The organism is bacterium (genome assembly GCA_021372615.1).
GTDB lineage: Bacteria > Armatimonadota > Zipacnadia > Zipacnadales > UBA11051 > JAJFUB01.
Map to the genome: position 1 here is coordinate 14,045 of JAJFUB010000017.1, position 23,404 is coordinate 37,448.

The window sequence follows — 23,404 nt, forward strand, 5'->3', positions numbered from 1 at the left end:
GGAGAGGGGTAGGGGTGAGGACGCCGTTCGGTGTCCACAATCATGCGGTACATGGGTGTTGATCTGGGAACCAAGCGTATCGGCATCGCCCTGTCGGACCCGATGGGGATGATTGCTTCGCCCTTCGCGGTCATCAGCCGCAAGGGCGGGAAGGCCGACCTGCAGGAAGTCGTGGCGATCGCGAAGGACTACGACGTCGAGATGATCGTGGTCGGCATGCCGGTGGACCTGAAGGGGCAGCAGGGCGTGGCCGCGCAGCACGTGAGTGGGGAGATCGAGCAGCTACGGAGCCTGTCCTCCGTGCCCGTGGAGACCTATGACGAACGCCTGACTTCGGCGGCGGCGCAACGGGCGCTGCGGTCGGGCGGGCTGGACAGCCGCGGTCAGCGGGGCGTCGTGGACAAGGTCGCCGCCGCCATATTACTGCAGTCTTATCTGGAGCAGCACAGACAACACGATGCCTCGTAGCAAGCGCAAGCGTTACATCAACCCGACCAGCATCGCCGTCACGGTGGCCACCGCCGTCGGCCTGCTGCTCCTGCTGGCAGTGGGCCTGTACCGGCTGGCCCTGGCCCCCGCGAGCCGCGACACACGCACGCAACTGGTGCACATCGAGAGCATGGGCACCAAGCAGCTCGCGCGTACACTGCGGCAGCAGAAGCTCATCCGCAGCGCGACGGCGTTCCGCCTGCTGGTGCAGGCCAACATGGCCCTGGGCAAGGGCAAGACGCCGAAGGCCGGCTACTACGACCTGAGCCCCAGCATGTCCGCCGAGGAGATCCTGGCGCGGCTGTCCGAGGGCAGGGTGGCCCGGCGCAAGGTGACCTTCCCCGAGGGCTTCACGCTGGCGCAGATGGCCGAGCGCCTGGAGCGCGAACTGGATATCCCTCAGCAGGAGTTCCTGGACGCTGCGCGCGGCACAGCGGTGTCACGCGCGGTCGGCTTCCGGCTGCCGCGCGCCTCGCTGGAGGGCTACCTGTTCCCCAGCACGTACACCTTCAACGTCGGCGAGAAGCCGGACCTGGTGGTCAGCGAGATGGTGGCGGCGCTCAATGAGACCTTCGTCCGGGCACACCAGAACGAGATCCGACGACAGAAGCTGTCTGTGCCCCAGTTGGTGACGCTGGCCTCGCTGGTCGAGCGTGAGGCGCGGGCGCCGGAGGAGCGGGCGCTCATCGCCGGGGTCATCATGAACCGGCTGGCCCGGAACATGCGGCTGCAGATTGACGCCACCGTGCAGTACGCTCTGGGCGAGCACAGGTCACGCCTGCTCTACAAGGACCTGAAGGTCAACTCACCCTACAACACCTACCTGCACGCCGGGCTGCCGCCGGGCCCGATCTGCAGCCCGGGGCTGGCGTGTCTGCAGGCGGCGCTGAAGCCGGCGAAGACCGATGCCCTCTTCTACGTCGCCCGGCGGGATGGGACGCACGTGTTCAGCCGGACGTACGAGGAGCATCAGCAGGCGATCAAGCGCGTGAGGGGCTAGGGCCGCGTGGGCGCGCGTGTCCTCACGCGCGCAGGCTGGCGGATGCCCTACGGATGCGCGCGTGAGGACACGCGCGCCCACGCGCCAGGGGCGGCGGTGGGGTTACGGATGCGCGCGTGAGGACACGCGCGCCCACGCGACCTCCGCACCCCCGCGGGAACAGCATATGTGGGAACACTGCAGGCCTGACATCATTGTGGATCGGCTCGAGCACCTCGACCAGGATGACCTGTGGGCGCGGGGCGTGCGGGGCCTCATCCTCGACCTGGACAACACCCTGTGCGCGTGGCATTCCAGCGAGGTGAGCGCCGAGCGGCGGGCCTGGGTCGCACGGGCCAGGGAGCGCTTCAAGCTCTGCATCCTGTCCAACACCATCAAGTTCGGCCGACTGCGGCGGGTCGGCGACACGCTGGGCATTCCGACCACCGGGCGCTGGGGCCTCGGCCGCAAGCCCATGCCCGGCGGCATCCGCGTCGCCCTGACGCTGCTGGGCACGCAGCCGCAGCAAACGGCCATCATCGGCGACCAGCTCTTCGCCGACGTGCTGGGCGCGAACCTGAACGGCCTGCTGTCGGTGTGGGTGCCGGTCCTGGATCGGCGGGAGTTCTTCAGCACACGGCTGTTCCGCGGCCTGGAGCGGCGCGTGCTGCGGCGGCTGGGCTGTGCCATTCCTGACAGGTCCCCGGACGAGACATGAGCAACCTCTCAGACAATCTGCGCGGCATTGACGGCGAGACCCGTGTGGCGGGCGTGATCGGCTGGCCTGTGCGCCACAGCCTGTCGCCGCCAATGCACAACGCCGCTTTCGCCGCGCTGGGCCTCAACTGGGTCTACGTGCCCTTTGCGGTGCAGCCCGAGCGGGTCGGCGAGGCCATGGCAGCCGTGCGGGGCCTCGACCTGGCCGGCCTGAATGTCACGATCCCCCACAAGCCCGCGGTGTTGCCGTACCTGGATGAGCTGGGGCCCGAGGCGCAGACGCTGGGGGTCGCCAACACGATCATCAACCGTGAGGGGCGGCTGACCGGCCGGAACACGGACGGGGAGGGCTTCCTGCGGTCGCTCCGCGAGATCGGGGGCGACGTGGCCGGGCAGCCGGTGACGCTGATCGGCGCCGGGGGCAGCGCGCGGTCGGTGGCGCTGGCGGTCTGCCAAGCGGGGGCCGCCCGGCTGACGATCGTCAACCGGACGCTGGAGAGAGCCGAGGCGCTGGCGGAGATGCTGCGGACCATCATTGGCGCGGGCGAGGCCTCCCGCGCTACGGAAGTGTGTGCCGTGGCGCTCGAGGCTCCCGAGGCCGAGGCGGCGGTGTCCGGCGCCGGGGTCGTCATTGACAGCACGGCCGTGGGCATGTACCCGCACCATGACGTGGCCCCCGTGGTGCCGGAGGGGTGGCTGCGTCCGGGGATGATCGTGGCGGACCTGACGTACAACCCGCGCCAGACAGTGCTGTTGCGGGCTGCGGCGCGGCAAGGCGCACGGACCCTTGACGGCACCGGGATGTTAGTACATCAGGGCGCACTATCTTTCGAGTACTGGACCGGCCAACCGGCCCCCGTAGAGGTCATGCGGCAGGCGTTGTTGAAACGACTGGGGGAGGGCGGTTAGCCAGCCGGGAGGGTCGTGTGCCCGACCGGGCGGCTTTGTGTTGACTTGAGATTCCCGCGTAAACTATAATCGGCCTCAACTACCGCTGGGTCTCCTTCCCGGTCGTTAGGCTGTTTGCACGAGGTGCTGCCATATGCGCAGAGGCGGGCGCAAACTCATCGGCCAGATGCTGATCGAGCGCGGACTGATCACGCAGGACCAGCTCGACCAGGCTCTGGAAGCCCAGAAGCAGAGCACTCAACTCATCGGTGAGATCCTCGTAGACCTTGGCTTCGTGCAGCGGCAACCGGTATACGAGGCCCTCGCGGAGCAACTGCGAGTCCCGTTCGTCAACCTCGCCACCGATGCCCCCGACCCCAAAGTCGTCGGTCTGCTGGACAAGGACACCGCCAAGCGGCTGAAGTCGCTGCCCTTCGCGCGCGGCGACGGCACGATTCGCGTGGCCATGGCCGAGCCGGAGGACGTCATGGCCCATGACGACCTCAAGATGCGGCTGCAAGTGAACGTCGAGCCGCTGCTGGCCGACCCGGCCGACCTGGCCAAGGCCATTGACCGCGCCTACAAGGAGGGGGGTGGTGGTGGCGGAGCGGCGGCGGCAGCCCCCTCAGCCGCCCCGGCGGCCGCCCGGCCGCGCGGCCCGCAGCAGCCCCCCGGCGCCGGCGCGAAGGCCGCAGACCGCTTCGGCATGGGCGACATGGCGGCCCTGGCCGAGTCCATCAAGGACTCCGGCATTCTCGGCGCCGATACGGCGGACGATGAGGACACCGAGCAGCGGATTGAGACCGACCGCGTGGCCGACGTTGCCGACGAGGCTCCCATCATTCGTATCGCCAAGGTGGTCATCCAAAAGGCGGTCATGGAGCGCGCCAGCGACATCCACATCGAGCCGGCGCGCAACGGGGTCCGCATCCGCTACCGCATTGACGGCGTTCTGCACGAGGTCATGCGGCTCCCCAAGTACGTCCATGCCCCGCTGCTGTCGCGCTTCAAGATCATGTCGGGGATGAACATCGCTGAGCGCCGCGTGCCCCAGGACGGCCGTATCCACATCCGCCATGCCGGCAAGGACTATGACCTCCGCAGCTCGGTCATCCCCACGACCAACGGCGAGAAGGCGGTCATGCGCATCCTGGACAAGAGCTCGATCCAGGTGGGTCTGGAGTCCCTGGGCCTCATGCCCGACATGCAGGCCCGTGTGGAGAAGCTGATCGTGCAGCCCAACGGCATGATCCTGTCCACCGGTCCTACAGGTTCGGGCAAGACGACCACGCAGTACTCCATCCTCAACCGCATCAACTCCGTCGAGACCAACATCATCACCATCGAGGACCCGGTGGAGTACGAGCTGGAGGGGATCAGCCAGGTTCACGTGAACCGCAAGGCCGGTCTGACCTTCGCCATTGCGCTGAAGTACTTCCTGCGGCAGGACCCGGACATCATCCTGGTCGGTGAGATCCGCGACCTGGAGACCTCGGAAATCGCGGTTCAGGCCGCTCTGACGGGCCACCTTGTGCTCTCGACCCTGCACACCAATGACGCGCCCTCCACGGTTACTCGTATGGTGGACATGGGCGTGGAACCCTTCCTGATCGCCTCCTCGATCATCGCCTCGCTGTCGCAGCGTCTGGCGCGCCGCATCTGCCAGGAGTGCAAGGAGGAGTACACGCCGCGGCGCGACCTGCTGCTGGGCTTCGGCTACGACCCCGACGCACCCGAGAACCGGGAGCAGAAGTTCTACCGGGGCGTCGGCTGCGAGAACTGCCGCTTCACCGGCTACCGGGGGCGCGTGGGCATCTACGAGTTGATGGAGATGAACACCGAGATCGCCGAGCTGATCGTCAAGCGCGCTTCGGCCGGTCAGATCAAGGAGGCGGCCCTGGCCGCCGGGATGGTCACGCTGGCCAAGGACGGCTTTGAGAAGGCGCTGCTGGGCCTGACCAACCCGGACGACCTGGTGCGCGTGGTCTTCACCGCCGGCGGCATGGGGTAGGGCCTACGTAGGAGTGGGGGCGGGAAGGCGCGCTGCATCGCGCCCGGGCGCCCTGGCCGGCGCCCGTACGATACTGAGTGAGGTTACCGATGGCGCAGACCCCCCAACAACCCGCACCGGCTCCGGCGGCCCCCGCGGCTCCGGGTGCCGTGCCCGCCCGCAAGCCGGCGGCGGTACAGCGCACGCCCATTGACGATGTGCACATTGACGAGCTGCTGGAGATCGTGGTCGAGAACAACTCCTCCGACCTCCACATCGCCAGCGGCCTGCCGCCGATCATGCGCGTGGACGGCGAACTGAAGGCCATGCGCTACACGCCCATGACGCCGGAAGTGTCGCAGCGCATGATCTACGACGTCCTCACGGATGACCAGATCCAGCGCTTCGAGACCGACCTGGAGCTGGACTGTTCGTACCAGCTTCGCAAGGTGGCGCGCTTCCGCGTCAACGTGTTCAAGGACCGGGGCACGATCGCCTCGGCCCTGCGGCTTATCCCCACCAAGATTCCGACGGTGCAGCAGTTGGGGCTGCCGGCGGTGGTCGAGAAGCTGGCGCGGCGGCCGCGCGGCCTGTTGCTGGTCACCGGCCCGACTGGGAGCGGCAAGTCCACGACCCTGGCCTCGATGATCAACCAGATCAACACCGAGCGCGCCGAGCATATCATCACCATCGAGGACCCCATCGAGTACCTGCACACCCACAAGAAGTGCATCATCAACCAGCGCGAGGTGGGGCAGGATACCCACCAGTTCCAGAACGCGCTACGCGCCAGCCTGCGCGAAGACCCCGATGCGCTGCTGGTCGGTGAGATGCGCGACCTGGAGACGATCAAGCTGGCCATCACCTGCGCCGAGACGGGCCACCTCGTGATGGGGACCCTGCACACCAACAGCGCGGCCGAGTCCGTAGACCGCATCATTGACGTGTTCCCCGCTGATGAGCAGGAGCAGATCCGCGTCCAGCTCTCCAACAACCTGATCGCGGTCATGTCGCAGCAGCTCCTGCCGCGGGCCGGGCAGCCGGGCCGCGTGGCGGCCATTGAGGTCATGGTGGCCAACTCGGCCATCCGCAACCTGATCCGTGAAAACAAGGCGCACCAGATGACCTCCATGATCCAGACGGGCGCCGCCGACGGGATGCAGACAATGGACCAGGCCCTGCGCGACCTCGTGCAGCAGAGCCTCGTGACGTATGAGGTCGCGATGCAGCGGGCCCAGAACCCACAGGAGTTGGAGAAGCTCCTGGCGGGAGAAGGCTAGCCAGGGGCGGGGTCAGGCCTCAAGAGCAGGGACCCATCCATGCCGTCCGTGGTTCTGTAAGGATGGCATGGCCTGGGAGCTGGCGGGTGGCTAGCCCGCCGTGGGGGCCGTAGCGGCACCCTCAGTCGTGAAAGGAGACGGTATGGCAACGTTTGCGTATGTTGCCAAGGACAAGACCGGCAAAGAGGTCAAGGGCCAGCAGGACGCCAGCAACAAGGACGCCCTCATCAAGAATCTGCGCGCCAAGGGCCTGGTCGTTGGGTCGATCACCGAAGAGAAGGCGGTCGCCAAGGCTAAGCAGAAGTCGGGTGGCTTCAAGCTCTTTGGCGGCAAGGTCAACCTGAAGGACCTCTCCATCTTCTGCCGGCAGTTCGCCACCATGATCAACGCTGGCGTGTCGCTGGTCCGGTGCCTGGACGTGCTCGAGCAGCAGACCAACAGCCCGCGCCTCAAGGAGATCATCCGCGACATCGAGGCCGAGGTACAAGGCGGCGCCACACTGTCGCGCTCGATGGCCAAGTTCCCGCGCGTGTTCTCGAACCTGACGACCGGTCTGGTGCGCGCCGGGGAAGTCGGCGGTGTGCTCGACGAGACCCTTGACCGTCTGGCAGGCTTCCTGGAAAAGGACATGGAGCTGCGCCGGAAGGTCAAGTCCTCCATGACCTACCCGGTGCTGGTCATGGTCGTTGCCGTCGGCATCGTGACCTTCCTGGTCACGTTCATCCTCCCCAAGTTCCTCCAGCTCTTCAAGGAGCTGGGCATGACGGACGACAAGTTCCCCATGCCGACGCTGATCCTCATGAAGGTCAGCAACTTCATGACCAGCAAGTGGTACATCATGATCGCCCTGATCGTGGCCTCGACGATCGCGCTGAACCGCATCCGGGCCACGAAGACCGGACGGCGGTACTTCGACATAGCCCGGCTCAAAGCGCCCGTGTTCGGGCCACTCAACCACAAGATCTGCATCGCTCGCTTCGCGCGCACGTTCTCGACCCTGCTGTCCTCGGGCGTACCGATCCTGCAGGCCATGGAAACCGTGGCCGGCACCGTGGACAACGACATCATCTCCGACGCCATCCTGATGTCCCGCGCGGCCATCCGTGAGGGTGACACCATCGCCGACCCGCTGGCGGCCAGCAAGATGTTCCCGCCCATGGTCGTACAGATGATCACCATCGGCGAGGAGACCGGGCAGCTCGACTCGATGTTGTCGAAAGTCGCCGACTTCTACGAGTCCGAGGTGGATGCGGCGCTGGAAAGCCTGACCAGCGCGCTGGAGCCGGTGCTGATCGTGTTCCTGGGTGTCGTGGTCGGCTTCATCGTCGTGGCGATGTTCCTGCCGCTGGTGGCTATCATCGGCGAGTTGTCGCAGTAGACTGCCTAGTGGGGGTGCCTGACGCGGCCCGGCCGGCGGATCATGCGCCGAGCGGGGCTGGGTTTGCGAGAGCTATTAGCGAAGCCGGCTGTCGCAGAGCCGGCTCCTGCACTGGGGCTTTCATGTTTGAGCTGCTGCCGCCCTGGATCCTGACTGTGTTCCTGTTTGCCTTCGGGGCGGCCCTCGGCAGCTTTCTTAATGTAGTTATATATAGACTTCCCCGCGCCGAGTCCTTCGTACATCCCCCCTCGCACTGCTTCAGTTGCGGCGCCCGGCTGGGCGTGCTGGACCTCTTCCCGGTGGTCTCCTACGTGCTGCTGCGGGGCCGATGCCGCCACTGCGGGGCGGGGTTCAGCCCGCGCTACGCCCTCGTCGAGGCGGCCTGCGGCCTGCTGGCGGTGGCCATCGTCAACCTCTGGGGGCTCTCGCTGTTCGCCCTGGCCGTCTTCGTGGTCTGTCTCTGCCTCATTGCCATCTTCTTCATTGACCTGGACCACATGATCATCCCGGACGAGTTCGTGGCGATCATCGCCGTCCTGGGCTTGGCCGTGGATGCGTGGCGGCTGGCGACCGGGCGCGGGAACCCGGTGTCCTTTGGCGATCCGCTGACCATCGGGACGCCGGATGTGTTCCGGGCGGTCTACCTGCCGAGTTCGGTGGTGGGACTGCTCATTGGCGCGGGGCTGCTGCTGTTTGTGGGCTGGGTGTTCGAGAAGCTGATGGGCAAGCCGAGCATGGGCGGCGGGGACATTAAGCTGGCGGGGGCGATGGGCACCTGGCTGGGGCCGGGCTACCTGTTCCTGTCGTACTTCCTGCTGGCGGTGGTGGCCGGGGCCGTGGTCGGGGTCATCGCCATGGCCCTACGGGCGCGCGGCCGTCGCGACTACATCCCCTTCGGGCCCATGCTGGCCGCCTCCGGCATCGCGGTGATGTTGTGGGGCGAGGCCATCGGCCCGTGGGTCATCGGGCGTTTCTCGGGCTGAGCACAGCGGAGGCAAACTCTTGCGGGGCTCTTGCCCGAAATGCGGTTAGCAGACCGAGAGAACGGTTATACTAACCCAGAAGTGACGGCCTAGGAACCGTCACCTTTTTCGGGTTTCTGGGCTGCAATCAGGGCACCAAATGGAGTGGCGAGGCGTGGGCGGCGACAGGTTTGGGAGGCAGCGGCGACGGGTAAGGTCCTAGTGCCTACCGGAGTGAACTGCTGCAGAAGCTGTCCATCGCGCCAGGACGGTCCAGGGAGAGGTTTCGCAAGACTGACCGCCGGAGCTGCCTTGGCCGTGCACCGGGAGGAGTAACATGAAGCAAATTCGCACCGCGCATCCGCGCGCCACACACGGGTTCACACTCGTCGAGTTGCTGGTTGTCATTGGGATCATCGTGATCCTGGCCGCGATTCTCTACCCCGTGTTCCAGTCGGTCCGCGAGAAGGCTCGTCAGGCTCAGTGCCGCTCCAACCTCCACCAGATCGCCGTGGCGTTGCGTGAGTACCGCGACAAGTGGGATCGCTATCCCTTCGCGCCGTACTACGACTCCACGGCGGGACGCTGGCTGGGCGGCATCAGCGCGCTGTACCCGGACTTCGTCAGCGACAAGGGCCTGCTGATCTGCCCGGACGATCACCAGATCAGCACGCGCAAGGGCACCGCCGCCGATATCTGCTACAGCAGCTACAACGGCATGGTGAGCACCAGCGACTGGACCTTCGAGACCTCGGACCAGACCAACCCCGACGGCCTGGGCGACGTGACGGGCGCCGTGGAACGGACGTACAACTACTACGGGTACAGCCAGGAGGGGTACGACTGCTTCGATGACAGCACCCGGCCCTTCAAGAGCACGCTGGCCTCGTGGCTGCGCAACGACGGTCTGAGCTGGCGGCACTACCCGCGGCTGTACAACCGCAACGCCCCCGACAACACGATCATCACGCACTGCGTGCACCATCGCCGCTTCTACGGCAAGGAGCTGGCGAAGATGGACGCGGTGGTGACCCTGGGCGGCAAGAGTTCCATGGTGAACGTCAGCCAGATGAGCCGGGCCGGTACGGACGCCGCACACCCGTCGAAGTGGGTGTCGCAGAAGAACTAGGAACGGGATTGGGCACTGGGCATTGGGGACGGCTACGGCAGCGGCACGGGAATGCGGGCCATGAGGATGCACAAGCGAACGACAATCGGGCTGACACGACGCGGCCTCACGCTCATTGAGCTGCTGGTCGCCATGGTCGTGCTGCTGGTCGGGATCTACACGGTGGCCGCCGGCTTCCCGCGGATGCTCTATGCCATCCGCGGCGAGGGCGACCGCACCGCCATGGCGCGGCTGGCCGAGGAAGCCATGGCGCGCATGTCGGACAACCAGTACGGCTTGCCCGACGCCATCACCGGAGGCGGGAGTGTCGAGCCCCGCAGCTACCCCGAGGACCTGACGGCCCCGCACGAGGCGCGCAACGCGCTGGAGGACATGCGCAAGGTACGCGGGGAGACCTTCCGCGTGCCGGCCCCGCCGATGGGTACCAGCGGCGGCTACGGGTACTACGTGCTGCAGCAGGGGCCGACGGAGTGCGAGGACTTCCGATCCGACGACCCGGATCCGACAGTGGATAGCTCCCCCTATGTCTACATGCTGGTGCCGCTGACCGAGCGCAACGACGATCCGCGCGCTACCGGCGCCATCTCGCTGGAGGACAACTGGTTCTACGTGGACCGCGACGACGGGGAGATCGTGGTCCCGACCGTGGTGACGACGACCGAGGGCAACGAAGCGCGCCGGTGGGGGACAGGCGGCCTGCCGGGGGTCAGCAAGGTCGTGGTGGACTACGCCTGGACGGCGGAGGGCAACGGCGACACGGAGCCGGTGGTGCACCACGTCCAGAGCGAGGTGCCCAGCGACCGGGACACGACGACCCACGCGGGGCAACTGGTGGCGAAGGTGCACCCGGCGCACCTGGCGGGCGGGATCAACATCCTCCCTGCTCAGACGCGCGCCTGGGCCTGGGTCAAGTTCCAGCGCGAGGCCTACAACGTCGCTTATCCCAGTGGCCCCGGCCACTATGTCCTGAACAATGCTTACGGTCTGACCCTGAGCTTCCATCCAGCCGATGTGGGGCTGACGCTCAAGGTGGACTACGAACTGGCGGCGTACAACACGACCGAGGATGTGGACGCCCAGACAAGCGGCTCCACGGTGTACCCGCGACGCTTCCCGCTGATGATCGAGGATCACGTCATCGAGCGGCGCGTGGGTCGGACCGACATCAACAGCGTGGACTATGCGGTCATCCGCCTGGCCGTCAAGGGCATCGACAGCGAGCCGCTGTTCGTTGATGACCTCAGCGGCGCGGACATTGACGACGTGCACATGGTGGCCGTGGATCTGCAGACGGGCGCGATCCACGACGACAACGCCAGCGCCGACCCCTTCTCACTGGGGGCGCAGGACATCTTCGATCCGCCCTTCAACGGCTTCACTGACGGTCTGGTGGCCGTGCCGATCTCCGACAGCGGCGGCAGCAAGTCGTATGTCGGTCATACGTGGCGCTTCTTCTACTGCACGCTGAACCGCAACGCCATCCAGGCGCAGAAGGCGCCGCGGACGTATGTGGACAGCGAGACGGCCCGCACGTACCTGTCGGCCTACCTGCCCTCGGGTGAGACCGAAGCGACCAGTCTGGCCGAGGTGGACTACCGGACCTATCAGCTCAGCCACGTGGCCGCACCGAACGACAGCAACCGACGCCTGGGTGTGATTGAGTTCGGCCAGTGGCTGAGCGGCGAGACCTGGTCCACGGCAGAGTCGTCGTCGGGCGAAACCGTGGCGGTCAGCTACGCCTATGTCACCGCACCGCGCACGCGGGAGTATGTGTGGGCGGAGCTGCACACGGTGCCGGTAGGCGGACGCAAGGTGACGCTGAACCACGCGACGCTCGCGGGCCATCCGATCGAGATACTGGCGGTCAACGGTGTGTCGGCCCGGGCCAAGGCCTGGTGGCTGAACCGCACGGGTCGGCAGTTGGAGTTGGATGTGGAGACGGTGTTCCTGGCCAATGCGCTGGGTTCCGTAGCGCGGGTGCAGTAGATGAGTAGGGGTCTGTCCCCGTAGGGGGCTGACCCCGGCCCGGAATTCGGGGTCAGCCCCCTACGGGGACAGACCCCTGACACAAGAGGCGGTTCATCATGCCGCGTCGGCATGACACAGGATTTACACTGATCGAGCTGCTCGTGGTCATCGGCATCTTTGTGGTGCTGACGGCGATCATCGTGCCGATCGGTCAGCGCCTGCGCGAAAGCAACCGCACCAGCACCTGCGAGGCTCACCTGGCGCACATCGGCCAGGCGCTGAAGGTGTACTTCACGGATGAGGGCGGGGTGCCGCCCGTGGGGGTGGAGGGGACGCTTTCCGGCGGCCCGACGGGCACCAGCGTGGATCTGGTGATGTGGCCGTCGCTGCAGTCGCTGTTCGTGCTGGGGTACATCAACGACCGGAACACGCTGCACTGCCCGCGGCACACCAAGACGGTCGCGGGGGCCGCGCTGACCGATGAGTCGCCCGAGTTCTACGCCAGCTACGCCTGCCAGGACCCGCTGGCCAAGCCGACGGGCAGCCCGCTGCGACAGTACAAGTACATGCCGTACCGGTGGGCGCTGCAGGGCGGTTACCCGGACGATTACCGGCGGCAGTTGGCGCGCGAGGGGTTTGACGACGATGACGGGACGGATGAGCTCGGCGACCACGTGCTGCAGGTGACGATCGGCTCGGCTAACTACCTGGTGGCCGGCAAGATCGGGTCGCGGCCGCCGGACGACACGATCGTGACGTGGTGCAACTACCACGCCGACACATACAAGCTCAACCGCCACGGACAGTACATCGCGCTGTACTGGGATGGTTCAGTCAAGCTGCTAGACCAGGAGTTGTTCCGGGACGACGGGGTTGAGCCGGCCGAAGCCTGGCAGATCAAGCCTTCGGACATAGCCCACTAAGTAGAATGAAGATGAGCAACGCAACTCTCTTCACAACAGTACGTAGAGGCCGGGAACGCCGGGCCGCCGCCGGAGCGCTGGCGGGGGGGCCGGGCGGCTTCACGCTGGTGGAAGTCCTGGTGGTGCTGGCCATCCTGGTCATCCTGTTCGGGTTGCTGTTCGCGCCCATGATGGCCGGCATGGACATGGCACAGCAGGGCAAGGTGCAGTCGCGGCTGCAGGATGTGGCGCGCCAGGCGGCTGAGGAAGTACAGCGCGAGCTGATCAACGCCGTCTACGTCTACCCGCCGCCGTCGTACCAGGTCGGCACCACCACCACCGTCACGGACTACTCGGAGGTCGCCTTCGTCCCGGCGGATACCGACTCTAGCGGCAACGTCACGACGCCGCGCCGCCCGCGCCTGTTCACCTACGGCGGGCAGAGCGAGTACCTGGTGGTGCGGTACTGGGTCAAGCCGCCGGATCTCACCGGTGGCAAGGCGTATGACGAGACTAATCCCTTCGTGTTGATGCGCCAGGAGGGCGTCTACCGCTGGGACAGCGCCCTGGGACGCTACGTCTTCGGCAGCGTGAATACGACCAACGGGGCATTCCAGGCCGGGGTGCCCATCACGGAGAACTCAGTCACGCCCCGCGAGGACTATGACATCCCGGCCACGACCACGGTCTGCCTGGACGACCATACCATGCACGTGGGCTATGTGGCCGCATGCCCCAGCGACGACAGCACGAACCTGGTCTACCTGCACGATGATGTGAAGTTCCAGCCCGAGCGGATCATCGGTGAGGCGCTCGCGGCCCAGCAGAACAACACGGTCTTCGAGGCGCGGCACGGCAACTGGATGGGCCAGCCCAACAACGGCGTGGCGGTGTGGAAGACGACGCTGTCGCAGACGGAGTCGGAACTGCAGCCGCGCATCGTGCAGTACCGGTGGAACGGCAGCGCCTATAGCAACATCGCGCTGGACACGTACACCTCGGTGCCGGAGGCTCAGGCGCTGCACTGGAACTCGGCGACAGGCACGGTGCAGCTCGGCGCCTGGCGCACGGTGCGGGTGGAGATACAGAACCCGGACGCGACGCCGGCTTCCGGCGAGTACTACGCGCTGAAGATCGAGGGCGACACCTACGACGCGTCGAGCAACGGCACGCAGACTGCCCCCGTGGCGCCGGTCTACCCCAAGACGCCGACGGAGTGGGGCGAGCCGGCCGTGCCGATCGCGTACCACATCAACCCGGACTACAGCGATAGCACGGGGGCGGCGGCCAAGGTCGTGCCGCAGAGCGTGCGGGTGGTCTGGGGCTTCACCTTCAAGTCTACCACGACCCGGCAGGTGGCGCAGTTCACGCCGGCGCAGGAGGTCAGCCAGGCTGACCTGGGGCTCTACGAGTTCAGTGAGTTCATGCCGAGCAACCAGCGGTGGGCGGAGGCGCGCTTCAACCGCTACACCCCGCCCGGCCCGCAGCAGCTCTCGAATGCAGAGCGGGCTGATCTGGATGCAATGTGGGTGGACATCACGTACTACTACCGGCGCAACTTCGAGAGCTCGACCTCGGACTGCCGCGATGACGTCGTCTATGCGGACTACTCGACCGGCGAGGTCGTCAACATCACGCTGATCCCGCAGCGCTTCATCGAGTTGCAGCCGTATCGGGACGGTGCCACGAACCTGGTGGTGCCTCCGGACCTGCCGGTGGGTGGCGTGCCGGTGCGCACCCAGGCGATCCTGCTGAACGCGCGCCGCTAAGCGACCGGGACACGTCGTAGGAGCGGCTTGCCGCCGCGACCTGAGATGCAATGCTTTGGCACACCAGACGGCCCAGACCATGATGACCAGAATTGCCGGAGATCGAGGATTGCGGAGCCCCAGCGCCCACCGCCTTGCGGCGGGGAGCCGCTGGCGCGGCATGGGAGGCCGGGGGCGTGACGGCCAGGCGCTGCTGGTCGCCGTACTGCTCATGACCGTCATTCTCCTGATCGGCATCCTCTTCGCCGCCCTGGTGTCGTACAACCAGGGGCAGTCGGCGCGCCACGTGGACGTGGTGGGGGCCGACCAGAACGCTGCCGCGGGCATCAACTACGCCAACGGGATGCTGCAGTACAGCCCGGAGGGGGCGGACTGGCGCCCGCACTTCGTGGCGTATGCCGGCACCGGCACTGAGGACCGCCAGGACCCGTCCACCTGGCCGCAGGACCCGTCGCTGTGGCCGTCGCCGCCGGCGCAGTACCAGGACGGGACCGTGGACTTCAACTTCTGGGGTCTGGACGGCACCGAGGGCACCGAGGACGACTACTACAGCGACTTCGACATGGTGCGCGGCTGGTTCCCGCTGCGAGCCGACAGCGTCAACAAGCCGGGCCGGTTCCTGCGCATGGGCTTCCATCGCTATCCGGACCCGAACCAGCTCGGCACCGACCGCGATAGCGTATTCGTCGGGCGAGGCTACGTCCTGCTGCAAGTCATCTACGATCCGGACCCGCCGTACGAGCCGGATGATGCGCCGACGCCGGACAAGATGAGCAACTGCGTCAAGATCGTCAGCATCGGCCGGGCGGTGCAGCAGAGCAACGTGTTCCGGCGGCTGGTGGCCTACAAGCCGTTGGGGCTGACGGACCACATGATGTGGGTGACGAACCAGTCGGGCGGGGCGCGACAGGCCACCGTCGCCGTGCGCCCCAATGTGGACATGAATGCCAGTGGCTCGCATGAGACCGGGGAGACGCTGTTCACGCATAGCTTCGGCCCGGTGCGGTCGGAGGCGCCGCTGTACTGGCTGGGGCACGAGATCAGCGCCGGCACGCCGTCCACGCTGTTCCGGCTGCAGACGAGCCCCGTTAGCCACGAGGGCTACCTGCGCGATGATACTTTCATGGTGCCGCGAGGCCTGTACGCTCTGGACAGTGACATCAACGCCGCGACTGGGGCCCCGGTGTCTGCCAACGGGGCCGCGGTGTCGGTAGACGGGGGCGCGAATACCGTACTGCCCACCGCGCTCGACCCCACCGCGACCAACGCGCCCAGCCGGGTGTATGTCGGCACCCAGAACGTGCCCGAGTTGGCGCCAGTGGACCTCAACGCCACCGACCCGATCAGCGGCAAGAGCCGCTATGCCGCGCTAACCCGCGATTCGGGGGCGGTGGTGCGGGCCACCTCAGCCGACGCCGACCATGATGTGGCGGCGAATGACCCGGTCAACATCGGCCTGTATGGCCATGGCGCCGGGATGTACATAGACAATGTGGATGACATCCAGTACCACGGCGACTTGACCGACCTGATGAACGACTGGCTGCGCTCGCCCACGGGCCAGGGCTACGCCGGCTCGGACACGGGCTGGAACTCCCTGTTCTCGACCTACACGCCGCCAGGGGTGGAGGTCGAGTTCTTCCCGAATGAGGCCGCGGTGGAGCGCACGGCCACCGGCGGCATCGGGACGGGCGACGACCCGACGGCGCTGGCGGTCAACCAGCTCTGGTGGCCGCGCCACCAGGCGGGGGCGCCGGGGATCAAGATCACGCGCCATGACAAGCGCTGGCGGCGGGCCGATTACGACGGCACGTCCTGGCATGTCGGCGGCGACTCGGGCCGCAACGTGATGGTCATTGACTACCCCGAGTACACACACCAGGTGATCTTCGCCGAGGGGAACGTACGGGTCAAGGGTGTGCTGCCGGCGCGCGACCGGACCGACACGACCGGGACTCTGGACCGCAGCTTCGACATGACCGTCGTCTCGAACGGGACGATCTACATTGACGGGCAGCTCATGACCTACCAGGACGTCGTCGGGCGGCGCGAGAGCACCAGCGTCGCCAGCGGCGCCGTGCTGGACGAGGATGCCGCCAAGATCGCGCTGCTGGCTCGCGACTACGTCTGCCTGAACCCGACGCAGATCGTGCCACAGCTTACCAGCGGGCTGGTGACGGCCGCGGCGGACGACGAGGCCAACCCCACGGTGACCGACCAGCACTGGGAGCTGTACCCCAATACCGGCGGGGCCGTCTACACGCACTGGCGCTTCGGCTGGCCGGATGTGGACGTCAATCAGGATGGCTACGGTGACGGCACGCCGGGCACGGCGGTGGACACGGCGAACGTCGGTGTGAGCTTCGTGCCGATCCAAGCCGGGGCCGATCCGGGGCCGTCGGGCATGGCCATGACGGTCTACAACGAGGACACCGCGACCACCGTTCCGTACACGTTCGGCGGGCCGCCGCCGTTCGATCCCTACACCTTCATGTTCGTGCCGCCCGGGGCGATGCTGGGGAGCGTCTCCTCGCCCGCCGCGTACGCCTCGAATGCGATCCTGCCGAACTGGCAGACACCGGGCTCGACGCCGGCTGAGACCTTCACGAACCCCAACGTGCCCTTCAACATCACGCCGCAGATCAGCACGAGCATTGGCTATGCGAACACGGTGTCGGTGTACCAGCGCGACCCGCAACTGGGGACGGGCTCGACGGCCTATCTCATCAAGAAGTGGAAGGTCGAGGAGTACACCACCGATACGTTCAACCTGACCTCCGGCGGGACGGTCACCTACGCGATCCCGCGACCGTCGGTGCACTGCCATGTGAGCGCGCTGATGCTGGCGCAGCGGGGCAGTTGGTTCGTCATTCCCGGCACGTACTTCGATCCGCAGGCGATGGCCGATCCGGCGTTCGACGCGAATGCCGGGATCAGCGGCGCCGACGCCGCCACGATCAGCGCTCTGGACAGCCTGTATGCGGCGCGGTTCCGGCGCTACAACTATGAGATCGTGGTACGGGGGACCATCACCGAGGACCACACCGCGCCGCTGGAGGCGCAGCAGACGTGGATGACGCGCTGGGCCTTCCCAATCTATACCGGCAGCGGTAGCAGCCTGTCTTTGGCCTGGGGCTCGATCCGCTATGAGTTCGATGAGCGACTGCGGCAGGCCCGCAACCAGAGCCCGGCGGCGCTCACCGGCACAGTGCGGCGTTCGGCCAGTGATCCGAACGATGTGCAAGGCTTGCTGCCGAAGCTGCCGTGCCTGCCGGCAAGCCCGACGTTGATGTACGCCGGAGGAACGCTGTAGCAACGGGGCGGGGGGTGGCCGGGGAGACGAGGGTCGCGGTCGGTGGCCGCTCCTACACCGGACTCCCTGGGAGAGGCAATCCCGTCGGCGACGGAGGTGTAGGAGCGGTCACCGTCCACGAGGGAGCAAGCGGCGGGGGAGGGTCGGGCTGTGGTGTGTGCTGTGCTGACCGGAGGTATGTCTTGATGCGGGCCGCAATGAAGATGGCGACAATCGGGCGCGGAGTGGGGCTGCTGCTCGTGCTCTTGCCGGCGGTGGCCCTCGCGCAGACCACTTTCGAATACAACACCCAACCGCGGACGTTCCACGTTTGCCGCCTGCTGATGGGCGCCGGCGGTGACAACTACGCCCACTCGCTGATGTTCGAGGGCATGCGGCGCTTCCCCGACAAGCCGGCGGGGTGGGAGCTGGACAATCCCCTGGTGCTGCTGGCCAACCAGCCCCCGCTCAAGCACACGGCTGCCTACTGGACCGCCCCGCTGCTGGATGCCAACTACGATGCCACGCAGGGCTTCCGCGTGCAGTCGCTGCGGGACATGGACCTCATCTACATCAAGAGCCCGACGCTGAACCTGGCCGGGCTGGGCCAGGAGTGGCGCGAGGCGCTGATCCAGGCCGTGCACGACGGCGCGGTGCTGTGGATTGACCAGGACCACACGGCCGGCTGCACGGTGACCGACTTCGCGCCACCAGGCTCCATGCTGAACACCGCCGTCCCCTTCACCTTCACCAACGCGAGCCAGACCAGCGGGTCCTACCGGCGCGCGTATGCCGGGGCGTATGTGTTCCCGCCCGCCGGGGGGCCGGCCGGCGACATCACCGGCAACGTGGCCGACCGCCTGCTGCAGTACCCGTTCAAGTTGGCGGAATGGCAGGACATCCAGTACCTGGGGATGTACCCGCAGGGCCCGAACTACGGCACGTCCACGACCGATCCCAGGCCCCCGAACCAGGCGCAATCGGCCAGCCCGGACGTGGTCAACCTCATCGATTCTTCGCTCCGGCGGGTCGTGGTCGTGTGGGATGGCAGCGACTTCCGGCCCAACATCGCGGCAGCGCGGTCTGGGGCGGGGGCCATCGTCCTGACGGCCGGCGATGTGGGGTACGATGTCGCTAACTGGTGGTCCGGGGCGCACCGGAACCGGCCGCTGCAGCACGAGGCGGCGGACTGCAAGTTCGCCTGGAACGTGCTGGCGCTGGCGCAGAGCTTCTCCGAGCGTGGGGGCTCGAGCAGCAATGGCTCGAGCAGCCCCATCGCCGCGCCGCCGCCGCTGGACATCCAGTGGCAGTACCCCGACCGCTTCACCGTCCCGAGTGCCACCACGGCGCCGTTGGGCTCGATTGTCGCGGCGCCGGCCGTGGGTCGGCACATGACCTTCGCCATCTCGCTGGCCTACCCGGGGGGGGGCGGAATTCCGGCCCGCGAGCCGTGGATCATGGCCTTCGACAATGACCCGGCGCGCGACCTGGACAACGACGGGTACGTCGATGACGGTCCGCGCGACTACTGTCTGGGCGCGTCGTACGACATGGTGTGGGACCGCGATCTGTGCCCCAGCGGCTGGACGCCACGGTGGTCGTCGCCGACGGTGGCGACGACACGGTTGGCCAGCGGCGAGAGCACTGAAGTCGTGCTGGTCAGCCTGGTGCGGGACGGCGCCCCGACCACCGGACTGGTGCGGTGCTTCCGCGCCGACAACGGTACGGTGCTGTGGGAACGGACCATATCCGCCTACCGCCTCCAGGCTCGCGTCATAGACCTGTCCACGCCGACCGTCTACGGTGACTGGGTCTTCTTGGCGGCCAGCGAGTACGACACCGGAGCAGACAACGGCTCGGGCGCGGAGGACACGTACGGCCGAGTGCACTGCTTCCAGCTCAGCCAGGGCGGTGTCGCCAACTGCCCCCAGTGGGTCTTCCCGTCGCCCGACACCAACCCCAACGGCGACGGCGACTCGACTGGTGGCAGCCCCGACAACTCCGTCCCCGAGCAGCAGCGCTACCTGCCGCCGTTCCAGGACCCGAACTGGGTCGCCGCCGTAGCGCCATACGCCACACGGCCGACGCTGCCGCCCTTCCCGACGGCCAAGCCGACGATCATCGTGCCCGACCCGCCGGGGGCCAATGCTGGCACGGAGGTGCTGCTGCGCTGCACCAGCCCGATCTCGCTGCGGAAGAGCACGGACACCGCGCACCCCGAGGAAGTGGACAACGACACGACGACCGGCGGCAGCGACTGGTTGCTCGTGCCCACGCCGATGGACGTGGCCCAGACCGGGACGGACCTGCTGAACGCGCGCTACTACAGGGTCTGGCTGCCGGCGGCCACGGCCCTGGGGACCACCAGCCTGGGCGCCACTCTGACCGTGCGCCGGGTGGATGACACCAACGTTACGGCCACGATCAGCGACCTGTGGCAGGACCCGGTGGACAGGAAGATCTATGCCTACCTGCAGTCCGGCCAAGCACGGGAGTATCTGCTGCGGTCCAACACGCTGAACGTACACTACCTGGACCTGACGCAGCAGGGCGCGGCGATCACGATCCCGTACCAGGTGAACGGCACGAATCTGAACGCGGTGGCCACGTTGCCCCCGCCGGTGGCCCAGGTGGTCAGCAGCGGCGGGGCGAACGAGCGGCGCGTGGCCTCCGCCACCGACCGCAAGGGCCACAGCCTGTACGCCACCGACGCCATCGAGGACAACAGCGGCACGCTGACGCACAATGACCTGACGACGGCAACCGTGGTCACGCCCGCTGCGGGCCCGTATGACAGCACCGGGCGCCTGTACTCGATCAACAACCAGACGGGTGAGACTCGCTGGTCGGTGCAGCCCGAGAGTCTGGCGACCTTCAGCGAGAACAACCAGACAGTGGCGCCAGGGGGCATGGCCATCGAGCCGAGCACCGACACGGCGGTGGCGGCCATCACCGCGCGGATCAACCCGACTGCCGGCGACATGCGCGTGGTCAAGCCGATGGCTCTGGCTGTGAACACGCAGCCGCGGCTGGTCATCCAACTGCGGGATGGGCCGGCAGACTCGCAACTACGCGCGGGTGCGACGCTGCAGATCAGGACGCTGAACGCCGGCAACACCGGGATCACGGGCGCCAATGACATACCGAGTAGCGCCTACCGGGTGGATCCGGCGACGCGCACGATCGAGTTTGACACCGGCCAGGCGGGGTGGGTCAACGACGTGGTCGGGGCCCTGTGGGGCAAGCCGGTGTGGGTGACCTACACCCGGACCGACCCGGCCGACCCCGGCGACCCGGGTAGCGACACCACGGTCACCAATGAAGTGCACCTCCTGCCGGACATCGTGCGCTTCCAGTACATGCCGTATGTGATCAGGCTGAACCACCCGATGGTGCGGGCCGACGCCAACCTGACCTTCAACCTGCCCAACGGGGTGCCTCTGACCCGTACGGCGAGCGCACTGGTGGGGGACTCCACCAGCCTGGCGGCCGCCGGGCTGCCGAACATGCCCGCCGGCTGGACCTCCGTGTACCCCAAGGCACTGCTCGACGTGAGCAACCTGGTGATGGCCGGGAGCGAACTGCTCCGGCCAGGTAGTGAGTTCATCGTGAGCTACGAGTACCTGGATCCGGTGCTGCTCACGGCCCAGACGGCGCACGAGCGGCACCAGGTGCCGGTCAACTTCGGCTCCTCAGTCTCCTCGCCGGCGATGGCCGGGTACAATATGCAGGTGGGCACCGAGGGATACCGCCCGGACGGCATGCGCGGGGCCAACTACCTGCTGATGAACCCCGAGCTGTACGACCCGGCGGGCACACCGACGCCGGCGCAGTACGATGGCACGTATCGGAGCTTCCTGTCGGTGGTGCTGGACCCGATCACCAAGGCGGTGCGCGGCAGCCTGGTCGAGCCGGCCATTCCTGCGCCCGGCCTGGTGGGGACCCCCGTGGTCTCGGGGCCGCCGGCGCTCGACGGCGACGGCGTGATCGTCGGCTCGCGGCTGATGAGGCGGCTGTCGCAGGTGGCGGCCAGTCCGGCCGGCTATCAGGGCGAGAACGTGGGCTACATCAGCCGGCTGCGGCCACAGCGCACGCTCGTCTGTGACACCACGCGGCTGGTCGAGGTGCAGGGGCAGAAGCTGAGCTGGGTCTGCACCGGCACAATGGCGCCGCAGTACCATGAGGCGCTCGACCCGACCAACCTGGGCAACCAGGAGTTGAAGGTGACGCCCTTCAGCCGCCCGGCCAAGGCGATCTACCTGTCCAACGGCAACATCCTGGTCGCGGACACCGGCAACAACCGGGTGGTGGAGATTGACCGGCGGGGGCGGCAGGTGTGGCCGCTGGACGAGAACGGCTATGACTACTACACCAGCACCCCGGCGCTGAACCCGAATCTGTCGCTGGATCGGCCGTCCGATTGCTTCCGGTACTACGTGGAGTGGCGTCTGGGGATGCCCTACGCCTCGGTCAACGGCAGCATGGGGGCACTGGGGATGTACGGGGGCGAGTGGCAGGCCGGGCAGTGGGAGGGCACGGAGACCCACACGGTCATCGCGGACACCGGCAACTGCCGGGTGATTGATGTCGTGACGACCGTCACCCCCCTGGGCGTGCAAACGCACCGGGTGGATGTACTGACACCGAGCCGGGTGCGTCTGGCGCAGGGCATGATGAAGCTGGCGTACACGCGGGCGATCCCGGTGATTGCCCCGCTGGCCGGCGACACCAGCAGGTTCGTCCTGGGCTACATCTGCGCGGCGTCGAACCTGCACCAGTTGGTGGTCGTGGACGGCTTGACCAAGCAGGTGGACCCGCCGTCGAACACGCTCTGGGGCATGACGAGCATGGGCATGACCTGGAAGTGGCTGGCGTGGCTGTATGACGCCAACGTGGACGACACCGACTATGCGCCGACGAACCCGCTGATCTTCCGCAACATCCGCGACGTGCAGCTCACCTATGAGGGTGGCACGGCCTACCTGACGGTGACCTGCGGTCAGTACGCCGGACGGCTGAACAACATCGGGACCGGCCTGACGCCACACTGGCTGGGCGGCCAGGGGGCGGGCATCTACGAGTTCGCGATGGACATCAGCGACACGACGGCCCCGTATGACTGGGCGCGCATCAGCCCGACCGACGTGGCGGGTGGCGCGACGGTCACCGCGGACGACCCGATCTGGACCTTCAACAACCTTAACTACACGTACGGCAGCTTCACGTACAACTATGCGACGCGGCAGTTGACGGCCGGGACGCGACGGAGTCTGACGAACATCGCCTATCGTGACGTAGGCGAGACGGCGAGCGACCCGGTGCGGTGGCTGGAGTTGCCGTGGTGCCCGGTGTCGTGCCAGCGGCTGCCGGCGGACCAGCGGACGGTGTCGGTGGGGGCGGGCACGGGGCGTGTGGCCCGGCACCTGGTGACCAACTACGCCGAACTGATTCAGAATCTCAATCGCGACAACGTCAACGACCTGGGCGCGCCGGCAATGCTGTTCTCCAGCGTGTTCGTGGTGACCACGGACGACGTGAACGACAATGCGCCGGAGAACGACGTACACGAGATGGACCGGCGGGAGGTCATCCCCGATCCGCACGAGCCGGACTGGACCGACCCGATCAACCAGCCGGCCTATGCCGCGCGCCGCTAGAGAT

14 protein-coding genes are annotated in these 23,404 nt (G+C 67.1%); all 14 read left to right on the top strand.

Features of this window, described 5'->3' with window-relative positions:
- Positions 1-30 precede the first annotated feature (30 nt).
- The 14 genes from ruvX (at position 31) to LLH23_02065 (ending at position 23,400) form a co-directional block, all read left to right on the top strand.
- Positions 31-468 (top strand): Holliday junction resolvase RuvX, encoded by a 438-nt coding sequence (gene ruvX, locus LLH23_02000; GenBank protein MCE5237248.1) that lies wholly within the window; start codon positions 31-33, stop codon positions 466-468.
- Positions 458-1,489 (top strand): endolytic transglycosylase MltG, encoded by a 1,032-nt coding sequence (gene mltG / locus LLH23_02005; GenBank protein ID MCE5237249.1) that lies wholly within the window; start codon positions 458-460, stop codon positions 1,487-1,489. Before ruvX ends, mltG begins: the two co-directional genes overlap by 11 nt.
- Positions 1,490-1,655: 166 nt before the next feature.
- A complete protein-coding gene (locus LLH23_02010; protein MCE5237250.1) occupies positions 1,656-2,186 on the top strand; it encodes a YqeG family HAD IIIA-type phosphatase in 531 nt (176 codons plus the stop codon).
- Positions 2,183-3,094, top strand: a complete 912-nt coding sequence (locus LLH23_02015) for a shikimate dehydrogenase (GenBank protein MCE5237251.1) — start codon at positions 2,183-2,185, stop codon at positions 3,092-3,094. The genes LLH23_02010 and LLH23_02015 overlap by 4 nt, the downstream gene beginning before the upstream one ends.
- A gap of 133 nt (positions 3,095-3,227) precedes the next feature.
- Positions 3,228-5,084, top strand: coding sequence for a Flp pilus assembly complex ATPase component TadA (tadA, locus tag LLH23_02020; protein ID MCE5237252.1), 1,857 nt, complete (start codon positions 3,228-3,230; stop codon positions 5,082-5,084).
- Between the two features lie 197 nt (positions 5,085-5,281).
- A complete protein-coding gene (locus LLH23_02025; protein ID MCE5237253.1) occupies positions 5,282-6,343 on the top strand; it encodes a type IV pilus twitching motility protein PilT in 1,062 nt (353 codons plus the stop codon).
- Positions 6,344-6,485: 142 nt separating this feature from the next.
- On the top strand, positions 6,486-7,721 hold the full coding sequence (locus LLH23_02030) for a type II secretion system F family protein (GenBank protein ID MCE5237254.1): 1,236 nt from the start codon (positions 6,486-6,488) through the stop codon (positions 7,719-7,721).
- A gap of 122 nt (positions 7,722-7,843) precedes the next feature.
- Positions 7,844-8,704: a prepilin peptidase gene (locus LLH23_02035; protein MCE5237255.1), complete on the top strand. Its 861-nt coding sequence runs from the start codon at positions 7,844-7,846 to the stop codon at positions 8,702-8,704.
- 316 nt (positions 8,705-9,020) lie between these two features.
- On the top strand, positions 9,021-9,812 hold the full coding sequence (locus LLH23_02040) for a prepilin-type N-terminal cleavage/methylation domain-containing protein (protein MCE5237256.1): 792 nt from the start codon (positions 9,021-9,023) through the stop codon (positions 9,810-9,812).
- Positions 9,813-9,872: 60 nt separating this feature from the next.
- A complete protein-coding gene (locus LLH23_02045) occupies positions 9,873-11,798 on the top strand; it encodes a prepilin-type N-terminal cleavage/methylation domain-containing protein (GenBank protein MCE5237257.1) in 1,926 nt (641 codons plus the stop codon).
- 98 nt (positions 11,799-11,896) lie between these two features.
- Positions 11,897-12,703 (top strand): type II secretion system GspH family protein, encoded by an 807-nt coding sequence (locus LLH23_02050; GenBank protein MCE5237258.1) that lies wholly within the window; start codon positions 11,897-11,899, stop codon positions 12,701-12,703.
- Between the two features lie 11 nt (positions 12,704-12,714).
- Positions 12,715-14,451 carry a type II secretion system GspH family protein gene (locus LLH23_02055; GenBank protein ID MCE5237259.1) on the top strand — a complete coding sequence of 579 codons (1,737 nt, stop codon included), beginning with the start codon at positions 12,715-12,717 and terminating at the stop codon, positions 14,449-14,451.
- Between the two features lie 109 nt (positions 14,452-14,560).
- Positions 14,561-17,764, top strand: coding sequence for a hypothetical protein (locus LLH23_02060; protein ID MCE5237260.1), 3,204 nt, complete (start codon positions 14,561-14,563; stop codon positions 17,762-17,764).
- A gap of 182 nt (positions 17,765-17,946) precedes the next feature.
- Complete coding sequence (locus LLH23_02065; GenBank protein ID MCE5237261.1) at positions 17,947-23,400, top strand: hypothetical protein; 5,454 nt, start codon at positions 17,947-17,949, stop codon at positions 23,398-23,400.
- Positions 23,401-23,404 lie beyond the last annotated feature (4 nt).

Bases quoted from the DNA above. Each gene is read 5' to 3' on its own strand.
- LLH23_02050 (MCE5237258.1), top strand. From the start codon at position 11,897: ATGCCGCGTCGGCATGACACAGGATTTACACTGATCGAGCTGCTCGTG.
- LLH23_02030 (MCE5237254.1), top strand. From the start codon at position 6,486: ATGGCAACGTTTGCGTATGTTGCCAAGGACAAGACCGGCAAAGAGGTC.
- LLH23_02010 (MCE5237250.1), top strand. From the start codon at position 1,656: ATGTGGGAACACTGCAGGCCTGACATCATTGTGGATCGGCTCGAGCAC.
- tadA (MCE5237252.1), top strand. From the start codon at position 3,228: ATGCGCAGAGGCGGGCGCAAACTCATCGGCCAGATGCTGATCGAGCGC.
- LLH23_02045 (MCE5237257.1), top strand. From the start codon at position 9,873: ATGAGGATGCACAAGCGAACGACAATCGGGCTGACACGACGCGGCCTC.
- LLH23_02055 (MCE5237259.1), top strand. From the start codon at position 12,715: ATGAGCAACGCAACTCTCTTCACAACAGTACGTAGAGGCCGGGAACGC.
- LLH23_02040 (MCE5237256.1), top strand. From the start codon at position 9,021: ATGAAGCAAATTCGCACCGCGCATCCGCGCGCCACACACGGGTTCACA.
- LLH23_02035 (MCE5237255.1), top strand. From the start codon at position 7,844: ATGTTTGAGCTGCTGCCGCCCTGGATCCTGACTGTGTTCCTGTTTGCC.
- LLH23_02015 (MCE5237251.1), top strand. From the start codon at position 2,183: ATGAGCAACCTCTCAGACAATCTGCGCGGCATTGACGGCGAGACCCGT.
- mltG (MCE5237249.1), top strand. From the start codon at position 458: ATGCCTCGTAGCAAGCGCAAGCGTTACATCAACCCGACCAGCATCGCC.